Genomic DNA, 21,487 nt, shown 5'->3' on the forward strand with positions numbered 1-21,487 from the left:
TACGCGGTTTTTGCCTCAAAAAACCGCTTCGCCGGTCAATTGTCAACAGACCCTAATGATCAGCATCAGGTCGGGGGATGGCTGGCTTTAAAATGATGTAAGAATACAACATTGTCCGTCAAATTTTTCTTTTCATAATTTAACACATAGATACATTTCTTATTGTTAGTTATAATCATCCCGTTGATACTTTGAAAATAAAAAGGGGTTGTTCCGGTTATTTGGCACAACCCCAAAGAAACAATAAAAAGTCCGGCAATTACGTGGAAATAACCGACTAAATAAGGATGTTTGTCATGGAACCTCTTCTCGCTTTTCTTTTGATTGTTTTTTGTATGTTGCTGCCAATGACGGCCTATAAGAGGTTGTTGGCCGGAAAAAGACAATGTTGCAAGGATTTCTCGCAAATTCAAATCCAACTCAAACGCCGTCACGATATTATTTCTTCTCTGGTGGATGTCTCCAAAGACAGCCTTAATCATATTCCGGCAGTATTAAAAGAAGTTGCTTGCGCCCGCGCCCGTGCGGAAGCGGTTTTGTTGGCTGCTTCGGCCAATATTGATGAAAATTCGCTTTCTTCTTTAGGGGAGGTTGAAACCGAACTGAATACGGCATTGCGCCGTTTGCAGAGTGTAATCGGAAATTCTCCCGAATTGAAATCAGATCCGGATATCCGCTGTTTGATTGAGGCGTTGGACAATGTGGAAAGCCGGGTGACGGCGGCACGTCAAGCTTATAATGATTCGGCAGCTTCCTACAACACTATATACCAATCGTTTCCGGCCAATGTGCTGACCGGTTTTTTCGGATGCGACAGAAACGCTGCTTTCTTAAAATTTGAAGACAATACTGCCGACAGTATCAGTTCACGTGTACTGATATAGTTTTGAGATCTTTGCAAAAATACGTTTCATCCTGAATTTATTTATGTTTCGTCATACCCGGGCTTGGCCCGGGTATCTGTTATTTCTTTTAAAACCCAAAGATGCTCGGGCCGGGCCTGAGCATGATGCAGAGGTTTTAAGATGCTGAAAGAGATTTTGTAAAGGTCCCGGTTTGCAGCAATCGAATTATTGCCCGTCAATAAACCAAACCGTCGGTTTCCTCCTGTTTTTGGAGCCCGGCGGTTTGGTTTATGTGATGTAATTCAGACGGCTTGGGTACGGCATTTGTGCAACCGCAGCCTTTTACAACCGCTATCCGAAAATGCTGTATTTTATCAGCTATAATATATGTTTCATTTTAGATCCGGCCTGTAGTAAGGGCCGTCTGAACGGCTGTGAGATTTGTTCGAAACTATCGTCGCTGGTGGCGTTACCATACGCTGCAACGTGATGCGGCGCTGCCCTCGCATACGCTTGATTGCCCCGAGTGCGGGCAGCGCATGGAGCTGCCCCGTTTGCGGCAGGGACAGGAAGCGCATTGCCCGAACTGCGGTTACGAAGTGGTAGAGGTGGAGAAAAACCCCTATATCGCGCCTTTGGCCTATGCAAGTGCTTCGTTGGTGCTGATGGCTTTTGTATACAGCATGATGTTTGTTACGGTAACGATGGCTGGGGTAACTTCGATTCTGTCGCTGCCTTCCATGATGAAGCGTTTGGTGTTGCTGGATTTTGGTTTTCTGGCCGAAGTGATGTTCGTGCTGACTTTCGGCACGCCGCTGCTGTTTTTGCTGCTGTGTATCTATGTTTATTCGGCGCTGTGGCGTGAAAAAGTGTATCCCGGCCTGCTGTATGCCACGCGCACACTGGTGCGGCTTCGTCATTGGATTATGGTCGATGTGTTTTTTATTTCGACGCTGGTGGCTTATATCAAGCTCTCTTCTGTGGCGAAAGTGGAATTCGGTGCGGCGTTTTATCTGATGTTTGTGCTGGCGGTGATGCTGATACGCACATCGGTTTCGATTCCGCAACATTGGGTGTATTACAAAATACACCGTATGTTGGGAAGGGATGCGGTTCAGACGGCCTCTGAAGTGCATATCTGCTGCAGCCGCTGCCTGTATTTCCGCGGACGTGAAGAAGCAACCTGCGGGGTATGCGGGGCGGATCTGTATGAGCGCCGGCCGAAAAGTTTGAGCATTTCCACCGCTTTTCTGATTGCGGCGATGTTGCTGTATGTTCCGGCAAATGTGCTGCCGATTATGATTTCCTCCAACCCGACCACGGTTCAGATCAATACGATTCTCAATGGTATCGTGTATATGTGGGACGACGGCGACAGGCTGATTGCAGCGATTATTTTCAGCGCCAGCATTTTGGTACCGGGGGCGAAAATCGTGCTGCTGCTGGTGCTCAATATCAGCGCGCGATACGGCCTGCCTGCCGGTGCGCGCACCATGCAGCGGCTCTACCGTTTCACAGAATCCATCGGCAAGTGGTCGATGATTGATATTTTTGTAATTATCATCTTAATGAGCGCATTCCATACCCATGTGGCCCGGGTGGTGCCGGGGCAGGCAGCGGTGTATTTCTGCCTGGTGGTGCTGCTTACTATGGTTTCCGCCTATTTTTTCGATCCGCGCCTTTTATGGGACAAGGCACATTCTTTTGAACCGTCTGCAAACAGGCCGTCTGAAAACGTGCCGGTAAAACAACCTGAATGATGAGTAACGACAACAAACAACCCACCTACAGGCCTGTTCCGGCCGTGGTGCGTAAGACCAACGTATTTACTTCGGTTATCTGGCTGATTCCGCTGATTGCCCTGATTACGGGAGGCTGGCTGCTGATGAAAGACATCCGCAACCGCGGACCGGAAATCACTTTGTTGATGGACAGTGCCGACGGAATCGAAGTGAACAACACCGTGGTAAAAGTATTGAGCGTGGAGGTAGGGCGTGTAACCCGCATCCGCCTGCGCGGCGACCAAAAAGGCGTGGAAGTTACGGCCCGCCTAACCGCCGATGCTAAAGACATGATGCGCAAAGACACCCAGTTTTGGGTAGTGAAGCCGCGTATCGATCAAAGCGGGATTTCCGGCCTCAACACACTGGTTTCGGGTTCGTATATCGCCTTTACGCCCGGCAAAAGCGAAGAAACCGAAGAGCGTTTCGAAGTGCTCGATATCCCTCCGATTACCGCCATCGGGCAAAACGGCCTGCGCCTGAAACTTATCGGCCTCAACGATAAAATGATAAATGCCGGCAGCCCCGTGCTGTATGAGGATTTCAGTGTGGGGGTGGTGGAGAGCGCCGAGTTTGACCCTAAAGACCAAACCGTTAACTATACTGTGTTCATTCAAAGCCCCAACGATAAACTGGTGGGGGAAAACAGCCGGTTTTGGCTGCAAAGCGGCATCAATATCGAAACCACCGGCAACGGTATACGCGTGGATTCCGCCCCTATCCCCGCCCTGCTTTCGGGTGCCATCTCATTTGCCTCGCCTACCGGCGGCGACAAAGGCAACTTTGCTGTTAATGGCGATACTTTCGAGCTTTACAACAACCGCAGCGAAGTCGACAACCTGCCGACCGAACGCTCCCTCTATTACACCGCCTTTTTCAAGCAAAGCGTGCGCGGCTTGGTGAGCGGTGCGCCCGTTGAATATAAAGGCATCAACATCGGCGCCGTGGCCGACGTACCTTATTTTGCCCAAAACGACAGCCTCAAACTGTTTGAAAACGGCTGGATTCCCGTGCGTATCCGCATCGAGCCCGAACGCATGGAGCTTAATGCCGGCGCCCAAAGCCGCGAATATTGGCAAAACCAGTTTCAGACGGCCTTAAGCAAAGGCTTAACCGCCACCATTGCCAGCAACAACCTGTTAACCGGCAGTAAAATGATAGAGCTGGATGACAGGCCGTCTGAAAGCGCCAAGCTCAAACCGTTTGCCGACTATAACGGTAATGTTGTTATCGCCACCCGCGGCGGCGGCTTCGACGATTTGCAGGCGCAACTGGGCAGCCTGCTTGAAAAATTCAACAAACTGCCGCTGGAAAACACCGTGGGCGAATTGAACGGCTCGCTGCGCGAACTGAAGTCCTCCCTGAAGTCCGCCAATGCCTTAATCAGCAAGCCGCTAACGCAGAACATTCCCTACGAGCTGAACCTAACCCTGCTCGAGCTGCGCCAAACCCTGCAAGGCGTGTCGCCGCAATCGCCGCTTTACGGCGACGTGCAGAGCACTTTGCAGAGCATCGATAAAACCCTGAAAGATGCGCAGCCCGTAATCAATACTTTGAAAGAAAAACCCAATTCGCTGATTTTCAACAGCAACACCAAAGATCCGATACCGAAAGGAAGCCACTGATGCGCAGATGGATAATGATAGGCGCACTGGCCGCTTTGGGCGCGTGCAGCACCCCTGCGACCCAATATTTCACGCTGCCCGACAGCCAATACAGCCACCCCGCCAAAAGCGGCAGCGAAATTGCCGTGCGTGTGTATCTGGCCGAGCCGCTCAATAACGGCGGGCTGGTTTATCAAACCGATGCCTACCATGTGAATTTTGCCCGCAGCCATTTATGGGCAGGCTCGCTGGATAATGCGCTGGCATCCGGTTTCAGTAATAAACTCAACCGCCTCGGCGGCCGCCATATCTTCGTGCCGGCAGCAAGAAGCAGCAGTACGCAAATACTGAAAATTTATGTGGAAGCATTTCAGGGCAGTTACCGGGGCAAAACATTGGTAAGCGGCTATGCCTTGTGGCCGAACGGACAAAGCCGCCCCTTCCATGTTGAAACACCACAAAACGGCGACGGTTATGCAGCCATGGTCGAATCGTTGAATCAGGGCTTGGAAAAGGCGGCGGCGCCGTTTTATTTATTTATCCGTCCGAAGTTGTTAATGATTAGCCATGGCTGGAATGGCGGACTGAAAACGGAGTTACCTTAAGAAACCTTATTTTTCAGACGGCCTGAGCGAGCTTTGAAAAGTTCTGAGCGGGTTGCTAAATTGAGTTTTCAACAAAAGCAGGCAAGGTTTTACTTTGCCTGCTTTTGTCATGAGAGACTTTTGAAAACCGGGAATCTCTATAACGACATGTTTTCAATGTTTCAACACAGGACGACACATAAAGCGCCGCCCTACGTGTTGCCCTGATTGGGAAGGGGCTACACCCCTACCCGATAATCCAAATTCTACTGCCATAAATGGCGGGGTCTCAACCGAAAAGGAAACTTGATGAAAATATCGGGTTCACTGCCAAATAAGCTCATGGCGCAGGGTCTACCAGCAGCACGCGTGCGTTCGGGGTATGCCACAGTAGTTTGGCGGTTTGGCGCAGGCGGGTTTGGATGATGGTCCGGTGCAGTTCGGGCAGGCGGCTGAGGTAGCGGGCATCACCGTAGCGGCGGTGGCTGGCCGCCAGTCGTTCCAGCCATATTTCGGGGTTTTGCTGCCGTTTGGCTTCCTGCTCGATAAACAGCTGTTGCAGATTCTCGGCTTCGGTTTTGCTGATGTTTTCGGGCAGGCGCTCCAACACTTGCTGGGCGGTTTGCCATGCTTCGGCCGCTTGGGCGGGGGGCGTGCTGAAAAACAGGTTGCTTTCCACGCGGTTATAAACCGGCTGCGGCAGGGCGGTGAATTTTACGCCGTAGGTGCTTTGGTTGCGGCTGCGCAGTTCGTCTTTCAGGCGGGCGTTGGCGAGGTTGACCAGCAGCGGAATCTGCTCGGAAGTATCGGGTGTCCAGTCGTAGAAAGGCTGCCAAGACCAAGCGTTGATGTCGGTGCCGCCGGTGTCGTTGATGGCGGCGCGGCGCAAAGTGGCGCCTGTTAAAAGTTCGGTCGGGCGGTTTTCGGCGGCGCGGCGCGGAATATCGGCCAGATATTGCACCAGCAGCGGTTTGATTTTTTCAGACGGCATATTGCTGACAACATAATACGTTGCAGGGGCTGAGGCAAGTTGCCGCCATTGTTGCAGCAGATCGGTTTGGGTTAGTGCGCGGATTTCCCCGCTGTTTTGTGCACGGCTTTCGGGGCGGCCGTAGCGCAGCAGTTCCAATTCCTGCTCTTGCCGCCCAGGCACGGATTGCAGGTAAGCGGGGTGGCGCAGGGCGGCGGTTTCGAGCATGCTTTGCCAATGCTCGGCGGTGGGATCGGTTTGGCGGCTGCGGTAAAGCTGCAGCAGGGCTTCGAGTGTTTGCTGCGGCGCTTGGATATCTGTGGTTTGGCGGTCGCTTTCAAGGCGGTAACGGTAAGCGATGCCTTGCTGTTGCTGCCATTGTTTGAACGATTGGCCGCTGAAGCCGGCGGGGGCGGAACGGGAAACCACATCGGCCGCCAACTGTGCCTGCCATGCTCCGAGGCCGTTTTGCCGGTAGCCGCCGTCGGCCACGGCTCTGAAATAGATTTTGCCGCCTGCCACGGCTTTTTGCAGCAGCACGGCTTTGTCGCCGTTGCTGAATTGCAGGTAGCTGACTTTATTATTGTTGTCGAAACCTTCCGACATCAGCCTGCCGTGCCCTTTGTGTTGCGGGAAAACGGTTGTTGCGCTTGCGGCCGATTGTGTAGGCGTTGCGGCGGTGCGCACGGTAACCCGGTCTTTTCCGGGCTTGTCGGGTTTGGGTTGGGCCGCCGCCGTAACGGAGCCCCCTGTTTTGTTGGCAAGGGTTAATGTGTGTTCGGGGGCTTGGATAATGGTGAGGCGGTCGGGTGCATTCAGCCATTCGGCGATGCGTTTGTTAACGGCGGCGGCACTGATGCGGTAAAGCTGGCCGCGCTCGACGGCCTGGTTGTCGGGCGTGGGTACGGGTTTGCCGGCCAACACGGTGTCGTCGGCCAGTTGCACGATTTGCGGTAAGTCGTCGGGAAGTGAGGGAGTGGTGCGCATATGGTTGTGCAGCACTTTGCGGTAGGCAGCGGTTTCTTCGTCGCCGGCGGGCTGCTGCCGGACGGCTTCGACGGTTTGGTGGAGCAGGTTGAGTGTTTCCTGCTGTGCATCTGCGGCGGCATCGGCATAAAAGCCCAGCGAACCGGTTTGTTTGCCGATGTTGCCGAGTTTGAAAGAGACGGGTTGCGCCATGCCTTGCAGGCGGCGGCTGATGGTGTGGGCGGCGAAGTTGTCCAGCAGGCGGTGGTAATACCCCGGGCTGCCGCTGCTTTGCGACGGGGCGTTATTGAAGCGGTAAATCAAGGCCAGTTTGGTTTCGGTGTTGTCTTTATCGTGTACGCGGGCAGTGCGCGGCATATCGGCGAGTTTGGGTTCGTATTCGCCTGCGGTGCGCTCGGGTAAGGTGGCGGGTTTTAGACGGCCCAAATGCTCTTCGATGGCGGCGGCGGTTTTTTTAGGGTTGATGTTGCCAACTATTACCAGCACGGCGTTATTGCTGCCGTACCATTTGTTGTGAAAGCGGTTGGCGGTGTCTGCCTGTGCGGTTTCGATGGCGGTTTTGCTGCCGATGGGTGCATAGCGTGCGCTGCGCGAACCGCTGTGCAGCAGGGCATGGTGTTGCCGGCTTAAGCGGTGTTGCAGGGTTTGTTGAGCGCGCCATTCGCCCAGCACCACTTGCTGTTCTTTGGCCCAATCGGCGGCGGAAAAGGTTTGCGGGGTGAGAATTTGCCGGTAAACGGCCAAGGCGTCTTTAAGCTGCCGCCTGCCGTAGGGCGGCGTGAGCATATAGCGGGTGTGGTGGTAGCCGGTTTGGGCGTTGTAGTGCCGCCCTATCTGCCAACCTTCGGCATTGAGGTAACTGCCCAAACCTTGCGGAAACGCGGGGGAGCTTTGGAACACCATGTGTTCGGTGATATGGGCGATACCTTCTTCGCCGTCGCCTTCATCGGCGGTGCCTGCGTTGATTTGCAGGCGCAGCACCAAGCGGCTGCCGGCGGAAGGCACTTTGAAAATATGGTATGCCAAGCCGTTGTCGAGCCTGCCTTCGATATATTCGGCCCGGCCTGCACACGCAGCGGCGGCGGTGAAAACAGCTGCGGCAAACAGCAGAAAACGCGAAAGTAAGAGCATGTTGTAATGTGTCGGTTTAAAGCCCTGCGGCATACGGCAGGGCGGTATTTTTATAGGTTTTGAGCGGCACGGATTGCTGATGGCAGATGTAGTTACTTTGAAACCGAATTATGCCTGTTTTTAATTATATTGAATACAAGGCCGTCTGAAAATAAGAAACTGCGTTTTTCAGACGGCCTGATACAACCGATTAACCAACATTTCCGCCTGCCGCTTCAGACACTCAGCTGCGGAAACAGGGCTTTCAGGCCGGCTGTGATGATTTCCACCGATACCGCAGCCAGCAGCATTCCCATGATGCGGTTGAGAATAGAGAGGCCGGTATCGCCCAGCTTTTTGCTCACGCGGGAGGCAGCCGTCAGCACGATATAACAGATCAGGCTGATAATCAGGCCGGCTGCCAAAATAGACAAAGTGTCTTTATAGTGTTTGGCGGCCGAGGCATAAATAATCACGGTGGAAATGCCGCCCGGGCCTATCATCATGGGAATCGCCAGCGGCACCACGGCAATGGCGCCGATATTCTGTATCTGTTTGGGGCGGATGGTGATGTCGTTGCTTTCGTCGGTGCCGACATCGGGTTTGGCTGGATTGTTTCCTTGGTTCATCATGGAAATGGCGATGAGCAGCACCAGAATGCCGCCGCCTACCTGAAACGCGCCGACGCTGATGCCGAACAGCCGCAGCAACACGCCGCCGGTGAGGGTGAAGGCGGTGATGGCGATCAGCACGGTGAGCGAAGCCACCTGTGCCACTTTTCGCCGCTCGCGCGTGCTTAGGTTGCGGGTGAGGTCGAGATAAATAGACAGCGCGCCGAAAGGGTTGATCAGCACCATAAATGCCAGAATCAGCTTGCCGATTTCCATGCCTATCATGGGGTTTTCCTTTTATTGTATCGGGTGGAAACGCTTTCAGACGGCCTTTGGGAATACAAAGGCCGTCTGAAGAATATTTAAACGGGTTTATTTTCTGTCAGCGCCGCTGGTTGCTGATGCCCATCAGCAAGGCCAGCACCACCATAATCGACAGCGTGGCGGTGCCGCCGTAGCTCACCAGCGGCAGCGGCACGCCTACTACGGGCAAAATACCGCTGACCATACCCATGTTGACGAAAGCATAGCAGAAAAACGTCATCGTGAGTGCGCCTGCCAGCGTGCGGCTGTATAGCGTGGGGGCTTTGGCGGCGATGTAGAGGCCGCGCCCGAGTATCAGCAGGTAAATTACCAGCAGCAATATATTGCCGATTAAGCCGAATTCTTCGCCGTAAACGGCGAAAATAAAGTCGGTGGTGGCTTCGGGGATATAGTCGAGATGGGTTTGCGTGCCGTTGAGCCAGCCCTTGCCCCAAACGCCCCCCGAGCCGATGGCTATCATGGACTGCAGGATATGGTAGCCGGCGCCGAGAGGATCCTGCGTGGGATCGAGCAGGGTGAGTACGCGGGTTTTTTGATAGTCGCGCATGCCGTAGTTCCAAATCAGAGGCAGTGCGGCTGCAAAAGCCGCTACTGAGGCAACTATCGCTTTCCACGGCAGCCCTGCGAAAAAAACCACAAACAGCCCCGAAGCCATAATCAGAACGGCGGTACCGAGGTCGGGCTGTTTCAGAATCAGCACACCGGGTACCATCACCAGTGCGATGGCCGCCAGATAGTGATACCAGCGCAGCGACATTTCGTAACGCTGGAAAAACCACGCTACCGTCATAGGCAGGCCGATTTTCATGATTTCAGACGGCTGGATGCGCGCTACGCCGATATCGAGCCAGCGTTGGGCACCGTTGACGGTGATACCGAAAAAATGTACGCCCAACAGCAGCACCACGCCTGCGGTATACACGGGCAGGGCAAACACGGCCAGTGTTTGCGGGTGCGTTCTTGCGATAAACCACATCAGGACGAAACCCAACGCAGTGTGCAGGGTTTTGTGTTCGAGCTGGCCGGTTTGCTGGCCGGCGGCAGAATAAAGCAGAAACAGGCTGATGATGTAAACTGCCAGCATGGCATAAAACAACCACGGATCCATAGGCTGCCATATGGTGTGCCTGATTCTGCCGAGTAAGGTGTTTTCGTGGATATTCAAGGTGCTGCTCCTGAGGCCGTCTGAATGCCTGCATCAATGCCGTAGGCTTGTTGGAACACCGATTCCGCAGGCGGGGAAGCAGGTGCGCCGGTTACGGTTTGCGGGGTGTTTTCCTGCCGTACGGCGGAAGCGCCGGCAGGTTGGGCGGATTCTGCCGATGCTTGATCCGCTTTCAGGGTAAGCAGGTAATAGTCGGTCAGGCTGCGTGCCAACGGCGCGGCACTGGCACCCCAGCCGCCGTTTTCCAGCAGCACGGCAATGGCGATTTGCGGTTTCTGCACCGGTGCGAACGAAATAAACCAAGCGTGGTCGCGGTGCTGTTCGGCCAGTGCGGCGGCGTTGTACCGCGCCCCCTGTTTAATCTGAACCACCTGTGCGGTACCGGTTTTACCGCCCATGGTGTAGCCCAGCCCGTGGCCGATACGGTATGCGGTGCCGCCGGGTTTCAACACTTTGGCCATGGCATCTTTGATATATTCGAAGTTTTCTTTTTTAAACGGAATACTGCGTTCGGGTTTGGGATCGATAAGCGTGATTTCGCGCCGTTCGTGGTCGAGCAGCTCTTTAACCAGATGCGGGCGGTATACCACGCCGTCATTGGCGAGCGAGGCGGTGGCGTGCGCCATTTGCAGCGGGGTGTAGGCGTTATAGCCTTGGCCTATGCTCACCGAAACCATTTCGGAAGCATGCCATTCCCGCGCTTTTGGATCTTTCGATTTGGCGAAACGTTTGGCCTTCCATTCGCGCGAGGGCAGAATACCTTTGTATTCGTTGGGCAAATCGATGCCGGTGGGCGAACCCAAACCGAATTCGGCCAGATAAGGGGCGGTTTTGTCTATGCCGAGTTCGTAGCCCAGGCGGTAGAAAAACGTGTCGGACGACACTTGAACCGCTTTGCTCAGGTTGGCAGAGCCGTGGCCGCGGCGTACCGAATCGCGGAACAGGTGGCGCGATCCGGGTATGCTCCACGCCCCGGGGGCGGGCACCACGGTGGTTTGGGTGATTTTGCCGCTTTCTAGCAAAGCCATGCCCATAAACGGCTTGAAAGTAGAACCGGGCGGATACAGGCCCTGCGTAACACGGTTGATGAGCGGGCGCTGCCAGTCTTCGTTGAGCGCTTTCCAAGTATCGTTATCGATGCCGTCGATAAACAGGTTGGGGTCAAACGAGGGTTTGGACACAAACGCCAGCACGCCGCCGGTTTGCGGGTTGAGGGCAATCACCGCACCGCGGCGGCCGCTCATCAAACGGTCGGCCTCCTGCTGCAGGCGGATATCCATTGCCAGCCGCAGTGTCTGCCCCGCTTTGGCGGGAACGGTTTTTAAAATGCGCACCACATGGCCGTAGGCATCCTTTTCCACTTCCTGATAGCCGGGCGCGCCGTGAAGCTGGCGTTCGTAAAAACTTTCCAAACCCGATTTGCCGATATGGGTACTGCCGCGATAGAGCGAAACCAAGTTTTCTTCTTCGATTTGTTTCTGGTCGCGGTCGCTGATGCGTCCGATATAGCCGAGGAAATGAGCCGTCAGTTCGGGATAGAGGTAGTTTCGGAAGGTTCGGACATTGATTTCCACGCCTTTAAAGCGGTAGAGGCGTGCGGCGAGGCGTGCGGCTTCGTCGGGCTTCAGCTTGAGCTTCAGGGGAATGTTTTCAAAAGAACGGTATTCTGCACGGAATTTTTTAAAACGCTTCAAATCCCCTGCCGTAATATCGACGTATTCCCGCAATGCTTCGATGGTGTCTTCTACTTTTCCTTCTATTTTGCCGGGCACGATTTCCAGAGAATAGGCCGGATAGTTGCTGGCAAGAACCACGCCGTTTGTATCGACGATTTCGCCGCGCATCGGCGGCGTGGGCACTAGGGAAATACGGTTGGTGTTGGCCCTGGCTACATATTCGTGGTGTTTGAACACCTGCAGGTACACAAACCTGCACAGCAGCACGGCAAACAGTACCGCCATCAGTATAAACACCAATACCAGCCGCAGCACGAAATCGCGTTGGCGGCTGGCTACATCATGATCATAACCGGTGTATTGGTAGATATTGTTATCCATCAGCGTAGACTGCGCGAATTCAGCAAACCGAGCGTTATTTTGTCCAACAAAGGCCACAGCAGCGCGCCGGTAAGGGGGGCGGCGAAACCTTTCCAATCGGTGAAAACATGAACGTGCATCAGGCGTACCAAAGCTATAACCGCCTGGTTGCAGAGCAGGGCGGCAAATACCGCCACTGCCTGAACCCCGTAACTGTACAGCATAATCTGCCGCCGGCGCTGCTGAACAAGAAACACCATCACCATATACGACAATGCGTGTTGGCCCAGCGGTGCAGCTGTACCGATGTCGGCCAGCAGCCCTATGGCAAATGCCGTGCCCACACCGACCGACTGGGGTTTGTGCAAAGCCCAGTAGAGCAGTACCAGTGCGGTAAATTCAGGCAGCCAGAAAAACGTTTCAAACGGAAACGGCATAAAATCCAGTAACATGGCGAGCATGAAGCCGGATACGATAATGCGCTTGGGTACGCGGTTGTGAAATTCTTCGAAATCAGTCATGGTCGGGGTATTAAGGCGGTAGGCTGCTGTTGCGGCAGCACCAGCACATATCTGCTGCTTCTGTGTCCGGCAAGCGGTTTCAGGCCGACATGGTAATAAGGCGTGCCTGCCGTCCGGGAAACCTGTTTTACTTCGGCTACGGGTATGCCTTTGGGGTAAATGCTGTCAAGTCCGGAAGTAAGCAGGATATCGCCGGCCCGTAAATCGGCATCGGCGGGAAAATAGCGCAGGCCGACCTCGCCGCCTCCGCCGTAAAGCAGGCTGCGCACGCCCGTGCGCGCCACCATCACGGGAATGATGGTTTTGCTGTTGGTCAGCAGGGTCAGTTCGGCACTCAGGGGCTGAACCTGCGTAATCTGGCCGATTAAGCCGTTTTGGTCGATAACCGCGTCGCCTTCTTCCAGTCCGCTGCTGCTGCCTTTGTTAATGATTAATTTGTCGGACAGCGGATCTTTGCTGTTTGAAATCACTTCTGCACCGCCGGTGATGCGGATACCGCTTTGCTGCAGGCCGTAGAGTTTTTTCATTTCGGCCAGTTCGCGTGCCTGCAGCTCGGAGCGGGCGGCCAGCAGCTTCAAACGGCCGTTTTCTTCGCTCAGGCGCTTATTGTCGGCAATGAGGTTTGCCTGCGACTGCATAAACCCGCTTACATAGCGGTAAAGGCTTACCGGTTGGTTGGCCAGCCATTGCAGCGGATATATCGCCGTAGCCGCATACCCTTTGATGTGCTGTACGGCGGCGTAACGGTTGTCGAGCAGCATCAAGGCCACGCTGGCAATCGCCAGCACAATCAGCTTGCTTGAAGGTTTGATGCCTTTTTTGGCAAAGTTTAATGATGGTTCGGACATATTTTGTTTTCAGACGGCCTGTCTGCGGTTTGCAGAATCAGTATTGTATTCAAAACCATTATGATATTAGGGGTTGACTACAAAAATCGAATTCAGTTTGCCTATCATATCCAAAGCCTTGCCCGAACCGCGCGCCACACAGGTGAGCGGATCTTCGGCAATCATCACCGGCAGGCCGGTTTCTTCGGCCAGCAGGCGGTCCAGGCCTTTAAGCAGTGCACCGCCGCCGGTGAGCACCAGGCCGCGTTCGGCAATATCGGCACCCAGTTCGGGGGGAATCTGTTCCAAAGCATTTTTCACCGACTGCACGATTTGGTTGAGCGGTTCGGTTAAAGCCTCCAGAACCTCATTGGAACTGATGGTAAACGCACGCGGAACACCTTCGGCCAAGTTGCGGCCTTTCACTTCGATTTCGTTTGCCTCCATACCGGGGAAGGCAGAACCGATTTTGGTTTTGATTTCTTCGGCGGTGGCCTCGCCGATCAGCATACCGTAGTTGCGGCGCACATAATTGATGATGCTTTCGTCAAACGCATCGCCACCCACGCGGATAGAGTGCGAATACACCACGCCGGAAAGCGAAATCACACCCACTTCGGTGGTGCCGCCGCCGATATCCACCACCATGCAGCCGGTAGGTTTTTCAATCGGCAGGCCCGCGCCTATGGCTGCCGCCATCGGTTCTTCAATCAGGTTTACACTTGATGCGCCCGCTGCCAAGGCCGAATCGCGGATAGCTTTGCGTTCCACCTGCGTCGAACCGCAAGGCACGCAGATCACAATGCGGGGCGCGGCGGCAAAGCGGCTGTTGTTGACTTTTTTGATAAACTGCTTGAGCATTTTTTCGGTAACGTTGAAATCGGCAATCACACCGTCTTTCATCGGGCGTATCGCTTGAATGCTGCCCGGCGTGCGCCCCAACATTTTTTTGGCTTCGGAGCCCACCGCCAAAATCGCACTTTTACCGTGCACGGCGTCGTTCTGCATGGCCACCACGGAAGGCTCGTCCAACACGATTCCTTTGTTGCGCAGATAAATCAGAGTGTTGGCTGTCCCCAAATCAATAGCCAGATCATTGGAGAAATAGCGGGTGAGAAGGCGAAACATAGATATTTCCTGATGCAGATATATTTGTTAACAATATAAAGAGAGCAACGGCATGGTTTTTCAGACGGCCTTTACCGTTAAAATTGCTCGGAAATCACCATGTCGGAAGACTGGGATTCGGTTATAATCTTGTGCCGGACAATATTGATAATCGGCAAATCGGCAATAATACCCCAGTTTTCAGTATTTGCAGTAGTAAATTTAAGGATTTTTTATGGCACTCACCCTGAGCGATGTAGAGAAAATCGCCCGTCTTTCCCGTTTGAGCCTTACCGAGGAAGAAAAGGCGCAAAACCTGAAAGAATTGAATGACATATTTTCATTGGTGGAAAAAATGCAAACGGTGGACACCGACGGCGTGGAGCCGATGGCGCACCCCCACGAAACCGCCCTGCGCCTGCGCGGAGACGCCGTAACCGAAACCGACCGCGCCGCCGACTACCAAGCCGTTGCCCCCGAAGTGCGCAACCGTTTGTATATTGTTCCCCAAGTAATTGAAGAATAAAAAAATTAATCTTTCAGACGGCCTTTTGTATCAAGGTTGAGGCCGTCTGAAAAAGTTTGGAAACAGCGAAATGACCGCCTATACCCTCAAACAAGCCAGCGAACTGCTTCAGTCCAAAAGAACCTCCGCCGTTGAGCTGGCGCAGGAATATCTGGCCGCCATCGATGCCAAAAACCCCGCCCTCAACGCCTACATCACCTTAGATAAAGAAAAAACCCTGGCCGAAGCCCGCGCCGCAGACGAGCGTATCGCGGCGGGACGGGGCAGCCTGCTCACGGGCGTGCCGATAGCGTATAAAGACATTTTCTGCCAAACCGGCTGGCGCTCGGCCTGCTCGTCCAAAATGCTCGATAACTTCGTGTCGCCCTACACCGCCACCGTGGTGCAAAACCTGCTCAACGAAGGCATGGTTACCCTTGGCCGCGTCAACATGGACGAATTCGCCATGGGTTCAACCAATGAAACCTCCTTCTACGGTGCAACGAAAAACCCTTGGAATCCTGCACACGTTCCCGGCGGTTCTTCGGGCGGCTCCGCCGCCGTAGTAGCCGCCCGCCTTGCGCCCGCCGCACTCGGTTCGGACACGGGCGGCTCCATCCGCCAACCCGCCTCACACTGCGGCATCACCGGCATCAAACCCACTTACGGCACCGTGTCCCGTTTCGGCATGGTGGCTTATGCCTCCAGCTTCGACCAAGCCGGGCCGATGGCGCAAACCGCCGAAGACTGCGCCATTCTGCTCAACGCCATGGCAGGCTTTGACGAACGCGACTCCACCAGTTTGGAACGGGAAAAAGAAGACTACGCCCGCGAATTGAACACCCCGCTCAAAGGCTTGAAAATCGGCCTGCCCAAAGAATACTTCGGCAGCGGCAACAGCGCCGGCGTTCAGGCAGTCCTGCAAAATGCCATAGACTTATTAACAGCCCAAGGCGCGGAAATGATTGAAGTTTCCCTGCCGCAAACCGAACTCTCCATTCCCGCCTATTACGTCCTCGCCTCCGCCGAAGCCAGCACCAACCTCTCCCGCTACGACGGCGTGCGCTACGGCCACCGCGCCGCCCAATTCGGCGATTTGGAAGAAATGTACGGCAACACCCGCGCCGAAGGCTTCGGCAGCGAAGTGAAACGCCGCATCATGATCGGCACTTATGTGCTGAGCCACGGCTATTACGACGCCTATTACCTGAAAGCGCAAAAACTGCGCCGCCTGGTTGCCGATGATTTTCAGACGGCCTTCACGCAATGCGACGTGATACTCGCCCCCACCGCGCCGACCACCGCCCCCAAGCTCGGCAGCGACATTCACGACCCGGTGCAAATGTATTTGAGCGATATCTACACCATCGCCGTCAACCTCGCCGGCCTGCCCGCATTGAGCCTGCCCGTAGGTTTCGGTTCAGACGGCCTGCCCGTCGGCGTGCAGCTTATCGGCAACTATTTTGCCGAAGCCAGGATTCTGGGCGCGGCGCACCAGATGCAGTTGAACAGTGATTGGCATACGAAAACGCCCAAACTGTAATGGCAGTCTGAAAAAGGCCGTCTGAAAAAAATTTCAGGCAGCCTGAAAACCCGATATGGATAGATTAAACCCCGAACAACGCCGAAAATGTATGCAGGCCAACAAAAGCAAAGGCACAAAACCCGAGCTTTTACTGGCAAAAGCCATGTGGCATCTCGGTCTGCGTTACCGGAAAAACAGCAAAACCGTATTCGGCAAACCCGATTTCAGTTTTAAAAGGCATAAAATCGCCGTGTTTGTAGACGGCGAATTCTGGCACGGTAAAGATTGGGCAATACGCAAGGCCGATATTAAAACTAACCGCGAATTTTGGACGGCTAAAATCGAACGCAATATGCGGCGGGATGAGGAAGTTACAGGCCGTCTGAAAAATGAAGGATGGAGGGTCTTTCGCTTCTGGGGAGAAGATGTGGCGAAAAATCCGCAGATGTTTGCCGGAAAAATACAGGAAGCAGTTTATGAAAAGTTATCCAACAACAGCAACGAATCAGAATGAAAACAAGCTGAAAGAACGGGCAGCACAATATCAACTGTTTGAGAACGGTTCAGTCTTTCAGCCTGCTGTACACAAGAAGAAATTTACCTTTATCGACCTTTTTGCAGGCATCGGCGGTTTCCGTATTGCCATGCAGAATTTGGGCGGAGAGTGTGTCTTTTCCAGCGAATGGGACGAAAAAGCCAAGCAGACTTACGAAGCCAATTTCGGCGAAGTTCCTTACGGCGACATTACCAAAGAAGAAACCAAAAAATTTATTCCGAAACAGTTTGATATTCTTTGTGCGGGTTTTCCGTGTCAGGCATTTTCCATTGCCGGTAGACGCGGCGGTTTTGAAGATACACGCGGTACACTGTTTTTTGATGTGGCCGAGATTATACGCCGCCACCGCCCGAAAGCATTCTTTTTAGAAAACGTCAAAGGTCTGACCAATCACGACAAAGGGCGTACGCTGCAAACCATTTTGCACACCTTGCGTGAAGATTTGGATTATTTCGTTCCTGAGCCGGAGATTGTGAATGCAAAAGATTTCGGTGTACCTCAAAACCGTGAACGGATTTTTATTGTCGGATTTAGGAAAGATTTGGGGGTGGAAAGTTTCAAATATCCGGAACCGTTTGATTTTCAGACGGCCTTTATAGACATTAGGGAAAAAGAAACCGTTCCGACAAAATATTATCTGTCCACACAATATATCGACACATTACGCAAGCATAAAGAACGCCATGAAAACAAAGGCAACGGTTTCGGCTATGAAATTATTGCCGATAACGGCATTGCCAATGCAATCGTGGTAGGCGGTATGGGCAGGGAACGAAACCTTATTATCGATAAACGGATTACCGACTTTACTCCGACCACCAACATCAAAGGAGAGGTAAACCGCGAAGGTATCCGTAAAATGACACCGAGAGAGTGGGCACGGCTGCAAGGGTTTCCGGAAGATTACAAGATTGTGGTTGCCGATGCTTCCGCATACAAACAGTTTGGTAATTCGGTGGCAGTACCTGCAGTTCAGGCGACAGCAGAGCAGATTATAAGAAAATTAATGGAGTAGAACATGTCAGAAGTCTTTTCAGGCAACAAAGGCGAATGGAGCGAACCGTACGTTTTATTAAAGCTCTTGGCCGACGGGAAACTGTATTTGGGTGATGGCAACCTTAACAAACTTGAAAGCTTAATGTTGCCGATTATCAGTATTTTGCGTGAGGAACAGGACGGTGCGAGAAGATATTCTTATTCGGACGATAAATCGAGGATTGTGTTCGATTTCGGAACAGCAGACGAATTATTGGCCGTTCCCGTTGATGAGTTTGAAAAACATGCCCTGCTTTTACTGTCAGCCATCAAAGAAAACCGTACTTCATCTTTCACCGTACCCGATGTTGAAGAATTTTTAAGAAAAATAGGATGTACCCGCCTTAGTGCAAGATCTTTATCGAAAAGCGATATACATATTGTTGTTCATGATATTCGGACAGGAATATGCCCTACGCTCGGTTTCAGCATCAAATCCGAACTTGGCAAAAAAGCCACTTTGCTGAATGCCAGCGGCGCAACCAACTTTCTTTACGAGGTTCAAGGATGTGATAACCGGATTGCAGATGAATTTAACAGTCTGTTCAACAACAGGGGAAAAAAGGATTTCCGCCGCAGGATGGCCTTGCTCGAAAATACAGGCTGTTTCCTTGTGTTTCAAAAAGTAGATCACAGTATTTGTTCCAACAACCTGATTCTGATTGACAGCAGGCTGCCTGAAATTCTGGCAGAAATGCTGTGTCAATATTATGCAGGCCGTGCAAAAAACACATCTGATTTATCTGCAAAACTTTGTGGCATCAATCCCAACGGCTACGATTATTCCAACAACCACCATTTTTACGAATACAAGGTAAAACGCCTGCTTTGCGAAGCTGCCTTGGGAATGCGTCCTGCCGAAATATGGCACGGCAAATATGATGCCACGGGAGGCTATTTGGTCGTGCGCCAAGACGGTGAAATTGTCTGCTATCACTTATACAGCCATAATCAGTTTGAAGACTATCTTTTCCGGAATACAAAGTTTGACACACCCAGCTCTTCCAGACACGGTTTCGGTGATATTGTTCAAGAAGAAGGCAGATTTTTCCTCAAACTGAATCTGCAAATCCGGTTTAGTTGAAAATTAAAAAAGCGCAGTCTGAAAGTTTTTCAGACGGCCTTAAATCGGTGAAAGGAGTAAGCAATGACCAAACGCGAAGAATTGTTGGAACAGCAACGGCGGCTTCATGTCGTGTTTGAGGCATGGATGAACGATAAAAAGCAGCGTGAAATATTGACTTTTGAGCGTGAAAACGGCGACATCGTCCGCCATCACCCTGACGGCAGGGAAGAAATCATTGTTTATGGAAAACAATAATCTGGCCATTTTCTATTGCGGCACCAACGGCGCAGGCAAATCCACCCTGCGTAGCCTGAACAGCGATGCGGTGCAAGTGGTGATTGATTCTGACCACATCGCGCAGGAAATAAATCCGCACAATCCGCGCTTAGCGGATATTCGAGCAGGTAGAAAGGCCGTGGCTTTGTTTGACTTTGCCATTGAAAACCGCATTTCTTTTTCGATGGAATCGACGCTGTCCGGCCGCTCGGTTTTGCAGCGGATCAAAACCGCCAAACACAATGGTTTTTGCGTACGTTTGAACTATGTCGGCGTAAACAATGTACGCATCAACATCGAACGCGTTGCCGCCCGTGTGAAAATCGGCGGCCATTTTATCGATGAGGCAAGCATACGGCGGCGTTATCAAAGCAGTGCCGAACACCTTTTGCAAGCCGTGCCGCTGTGCGATGACGTTTTTGTCTACGACAATTCGGGCGAACATGTGCAACTGGTTTTTTGGATTAACCAACGTGAAATAAACCTGATGAGTAATAAGCTGCCTGAATGGTGCCGCAGCTTGCAAACGCAATTGCAGCAATTGGATTATCATACCGTTTCATTTTAAGAAAGACCCCCTATGACCTGGGAAACCGTAATCGGACTGGAAATCCACGTCCAACTGAACACCAAATCGAAAATTTTCAGCGGCGCGTCCACCGCCTTCGGTGCGGAGCCGAACGCGCATGCGAGTGTGGTGGAGTGCGCGCTGCCGGGCGTATTGCCTGTGATGAACCGCGAAGTGGTTGAAAAAGCGATTAAACTGGGTTTGGCCTTGGATGCCGAAATCAATCAGAAAAACGTGTTCGACCGCAAAAACTATTTCTATCCCGACCTGCCCAAAGGCTATCAAATCAGCCAGTTGGATTTGCCGATTGTGGAACACGGCAAGCTGGAAATTGTGGTGGGTGATGAGGTGAAAACCATCAACGTTACCCGCGCGCATATGGAAGAGGATGCGGGCAAATCGGTGCATGAGGGCTTGAACGGCGCAACGGGTATCGATTTGAACCGTGCGGGCACGCCGCTGTTGGAAGTGGTGTCCGAACCCGAGTTGCGCTCTGCCGCCGAGGCGGTGGCCTATGCCAAAGCGCTGCACGGCCTGGTTACCTGGCTGGACATTTGCGACGGCAATATGGCCGAGGGATCGTTCCGTATTGATGCCAATGTGTCGGTGCGCCCGAAGGGGCAGGCTGAATTCGGCACGCGCCGAGAAATCAAAAACCTGAATTCGTTCCGTTTTTTGGAACAGGCGGTTAATTACGAGGTGGAGGCACAAATCGAAATTCTGGAAGACGGCGGCAAAGTGCAGCAGGCGACCATGCTGTTCGATCCCGACAAGGGCGAAACCCGTGTGATGCGCCTGAAAGAAGATGCGCACGACTACCGCTATTTCCCCGACCCCGACCTGTTGCCCGTAATCATTTCAGACGGCCAATTGCAGGCAGCCAAAGCGGCCATGCCCGAATTGCCGAAAGAAATGGCCGCGCGCTTCGTGGCCGAATACGGCGTGAGCGGCTACGATGCCCGCTTGCTGACCGCCACCCGTGCCCAAGCCGCGTTTTTCGAGCAGGCTGCGCAACAAAGCGGGCAGGGCAAATTAACCGCCAACTGGATGAACGGCGAGCTGGCGGCCACCTTGAACAAAGAAGGTTTAAGCCTGTCTGAAAGCCCGATTCAAGCCGACCGCTTGGCCGGTTTGGTGGCGAAAATCGCCGACGGCACCTTGAGCAGCAAACTGGCCAAACAGGTATTCGAAGCGATGTGGGGCAGCGATTTGAACGCCGAAGCCATTATCGAACGCGACGGCCTGAAACAGATGACCGACACCGGAGCCATCGAGAAAATCATCGATGAAGTGCTGGCCGACAACGCCAAGTCGGTGGAAGAATACAAAGCGGGCAAAGAAAAAGCGTTTAACGCATTGGTCGGCCAGGTGATGAAAGCCAGCAAAGGCAAGGCCAACCCGCAGCAGGTGCAGGAATTGATGAAGGCGAAATTGGCCGGCTAACAGTCGGATCAGGCAGAGTCAGGCCGTCTGAAATGGTTTCA

At 53.1% G+C, this 21,487-nt stretch carries 18 protein-coding genes and 1 pseudogene; 12 read left to right on the plus strand and 7 right to left on the minus strand.

The window, feature by feature from the left end; genetic code table 11:
- Window positions 1-296: 296 nt before the first annotated feature.
- From Q3970_RS07720 to Q3970_RS07735, 4 genes and pseudogenes are all read left to right on the plus strand, one after another.
- The gene (locus Q3970_RS07720) at window positions 297-884 is read left to right on the plus strand and encodes a LemA family protein (protein WP_303100001.1); all 588 of its coding nucleotides are present in this window, start codon (window positions 297-299) and stop codon (window positions 882-884) included.
- Between the two features lie 395 nt (window positions 885-1,279).
- The gene (locus Q3970_RS07725; RefSeq protein ID WP_303100002.1) at window positions 1,280-2,605 is read left to right on the plus strand and encodes a paraquat-inducible protein A; all 1,326 of its coding nucleotides are present in this window, start codon (window positions 1,280-1,282) and stop codon (window positions 2,603-2,605) included.
- On the plus strand, window positions 2,602-4,251 hold the full coding sequence (gene pqiB / locus Q3970_RS07730; protein WP_303100003.1) for an intermembrane transport protein PqiB: 1,650 nt from the start codon (window positions 2,602-2,604) through the stop codon (window positions 4,249-4,251). The genes Q3970_RS07725 and pqiB overlap by 4 nt, the downstream gene beginning before the upstream one ends.
- A pseudogene (locus Q3970_RS07735) lies at window positions 4,251-4,751 on the plus strand (membrane integrity-associated transporter subunit PqiC); the annotation flags it as partial. The gene pqiB and the pseudogene Q3970_RS07735, both read left to right, overlap by 1 nt.
- A 403-nt stretch (window positions 4,752-5,154) precedes the next feature.
- Here the strand turns inward: Q3970_RS07735 and Q3970_RS07740 are convergent.
- From Q3970_RS07740 to Q3970_RS07770, 7 genes are all read right to left on the minus strand, one after another.
- Window positions 5,155-7,902: a M16 family metallopeptidase gene (locus tag Q3970_RS07740; protein ID WP_303100004.1), complete on the minus strand. Its 2,748-nt coding sequence runs from the start codon at window positions 7,900-7,902 to the stop codon at window positions 5,155-5,157.
- A gap of 215 nt (window positions 7,903-8,117) precedes the next feature.
- A complete protein-coding gene (locus tag Q3970_RS07745) occupies window positions 8,118-8,777 on the minus strand; it encodes a MarC family protein (RefSeq protein ID WP_303100005.1) in 660 nt (219 codons plus the stop codon).
- A gap of 97 nt (window positions 8,778-8,874) precedes the next feature.
- Window positions 8,875-9,924 carry a rod shape-determining protein RodA gene (rodA, locus tag Q3970_RS07750; protein ID WP_303100035.1) on the minus strand — a complete coding sequence of 350 codons (1,050 nt, stop codon included), beginning with the start codon at window positions 9,922-9,924 and terminating at the stop codon, window positions 8,875-8,877.
- Between the two features lie 53 nt (window positions 9,925-9,977).
- Window positions 9,978-12,038 (minus strand): penicillin-binding protein 2, encoded by a 2,061-nt coding sequence (gene mrdA / locus Q3970_RS07755; RefSeq protein ID WP_303100006.1) that lies wholly within the window; start codon window positions 12,036-12,038, stop codon window positions 9,978-9,980.
- The gene (mreD, locus tag Q3970_RS07760; protein WP_303100007.1) at window positions 12,038-12,538 is read right to left on the minus strand and encodes a rod shape-determining protein MreD; all 501 of its coding nucleotides are present in this window, start codon (window positions 12,536-12,538) and stop codon (window positions 12,038-12,040) included. The genes mrdA and mreD overlap by 1 nt, the downstream gene beginning before the upstream one ends.
- Entirely contained in the window at window positions 12,535-13,386 is an 852-nt protein-coding gene (gene mreC, locus Q3970_RS07765; protein WP_303100008.1) for a rod shape-determining protein MreC, read from the minus strand. The genes mreD and mreC overlap by 4 nt, the downstream gene beginning before the upstream one ends.
- 66 nt (window positions 13,387-13,452) lie before the next feature.
- Window positions 13,453-14,493: a rod shape-determining protein gene (locus Q3970_RS07770; protein ID WP_303100009.1), complete on the minus strand. Its 1,041-nt coding sequence runs from the start codon at window positions 14,491-14,493 to the stop codon at window positions 13,453-13,455.
- Window positions 14,494-14,707: 214 nt separating this feature from the next.
- Between Q3970_RS07770 and gatC the strand changes: the two genes are divergently transcribed.
- From gatC to gatB, 8 genes are all read left to right on the plus strand, one after another.
- Entirely contained in the window at window positions 14,708-14,998 is a 291-nt protein-coding gene (gene gatC / locus Q3970_RS07775) for an Asp-tRNA(Asn)/Glu-tRNA(Gln) amidotransferase subunit GatC (RefSeq protein ID WP_303100010.1), read from the plus strand.
- Between the two features lie 70 nt (window positions 14,999-15,068).
- Window positions 15,069-16,520, plus strand: a complete 1,452-nt coding sequence (gatA, locus tag Q3970_RS07780) for an Asp-tRNA(Asn)/Glu-tRNA(Gln) amidotransferase subunit GatA (protein WP_303100011.1) — start codon at window positions 15,069-15,071, stop codon at window positions 16,518-16,520.
- A 55-nt stretch (window positions 16,521-16,575) separates the two neighbouring features.
- The gene (locus Q3970_RS07785) at window positions 16,576-17,016 is read left to right on the plus strand and encodes a very short patch repair endonuclease (protein ID WP_303100012.1); all 441 of its coding nucleotides are present in this window, start codon (window positions 16,576-16,578) and stop codon (window positions 17,014-17,016) included.
- The gene (locus Q3970_RS07790) at window positions 16,979-18,073 is read left to right on the plus strand and encodes a DNA cytosine methyltransferase (protein ID WP_303100013.1); all 1,095 of its coding nucleotides are present in this window, start codon (window positions 16,979-16,981) and stop codon (window positions 18,071-18,073) included. Before Q3970_RS07785 ends, Q3970_RS07790 begins: the two co-directional genes overlap by 38 nt.
- Before the next feature lie 3 nt (window positions 18,074-18,076).
- Complete coding sequence (locus tag Q3970_RS07795) at window positions 18,077-19,177, plus strand: HpaII family restriction endonuclease (protein ID WP_303100014.1); 1,101 nt, start codon at window positions 18,077-18,079, stop codon at window positions 19,175-19,177.
- 63 nt (window positions 19,178-19,240) lie between these two features.
- Window positions 19,241-19,414, plus strand: coding sequence for a hypothetical protein (locus tag Q3970_RS07800; protein ID WP_303100015.1), 174 nt, complete (start codon window positions 19,241-19,243; stop codon window positions 19,412-19,414).
- Window positions 19,401-20,003 carry a zeta toxin family protein gene (locus tag Q3970_RS07805; protein ID WP_303100016.1) on the plus strand — a complete coding sequence of 201 codons (603 nt, stop codon included), beginning with the start codon at window positions 19,401-19,403 and terminating at the stop codon, window positions 20,001-20,003. The genes Q3970_RS07800 and Q3970_RS07805 overlap by 14 nt, the downstream gene beginning before the upstream one ends.
- Before the next feature lie 12 nt (window positions 20,004-20,015).
- Window positions 20,016-21,446 carry an Asp-tRNA(Asn)/Glu-tRNA(Gln) amidotransferase subunit GatB gene (gatB, locus tag Q3970_RS07810; RefSeq protein WP_303100017.1) on the plus strand — a complete coding sequence of 477 codons (1,431 nt, stop codon included), beginning with the start codon at window positions 20,016-20,018 and terminating at the stop codon, window positions 21,444-21,446.
- Window positions 21,447-21,487: the final 41 nt, after the last annotated feature.

This window comes from Neisseria sp. (assembly GCF_030530745.1).
In the GTDB taxonomy this organism is placed as follows: Bacteria; Pseudomonadota; Gammaproteobacteria; order Burkholderiales; family Neisseriaceae; genus Neisseria.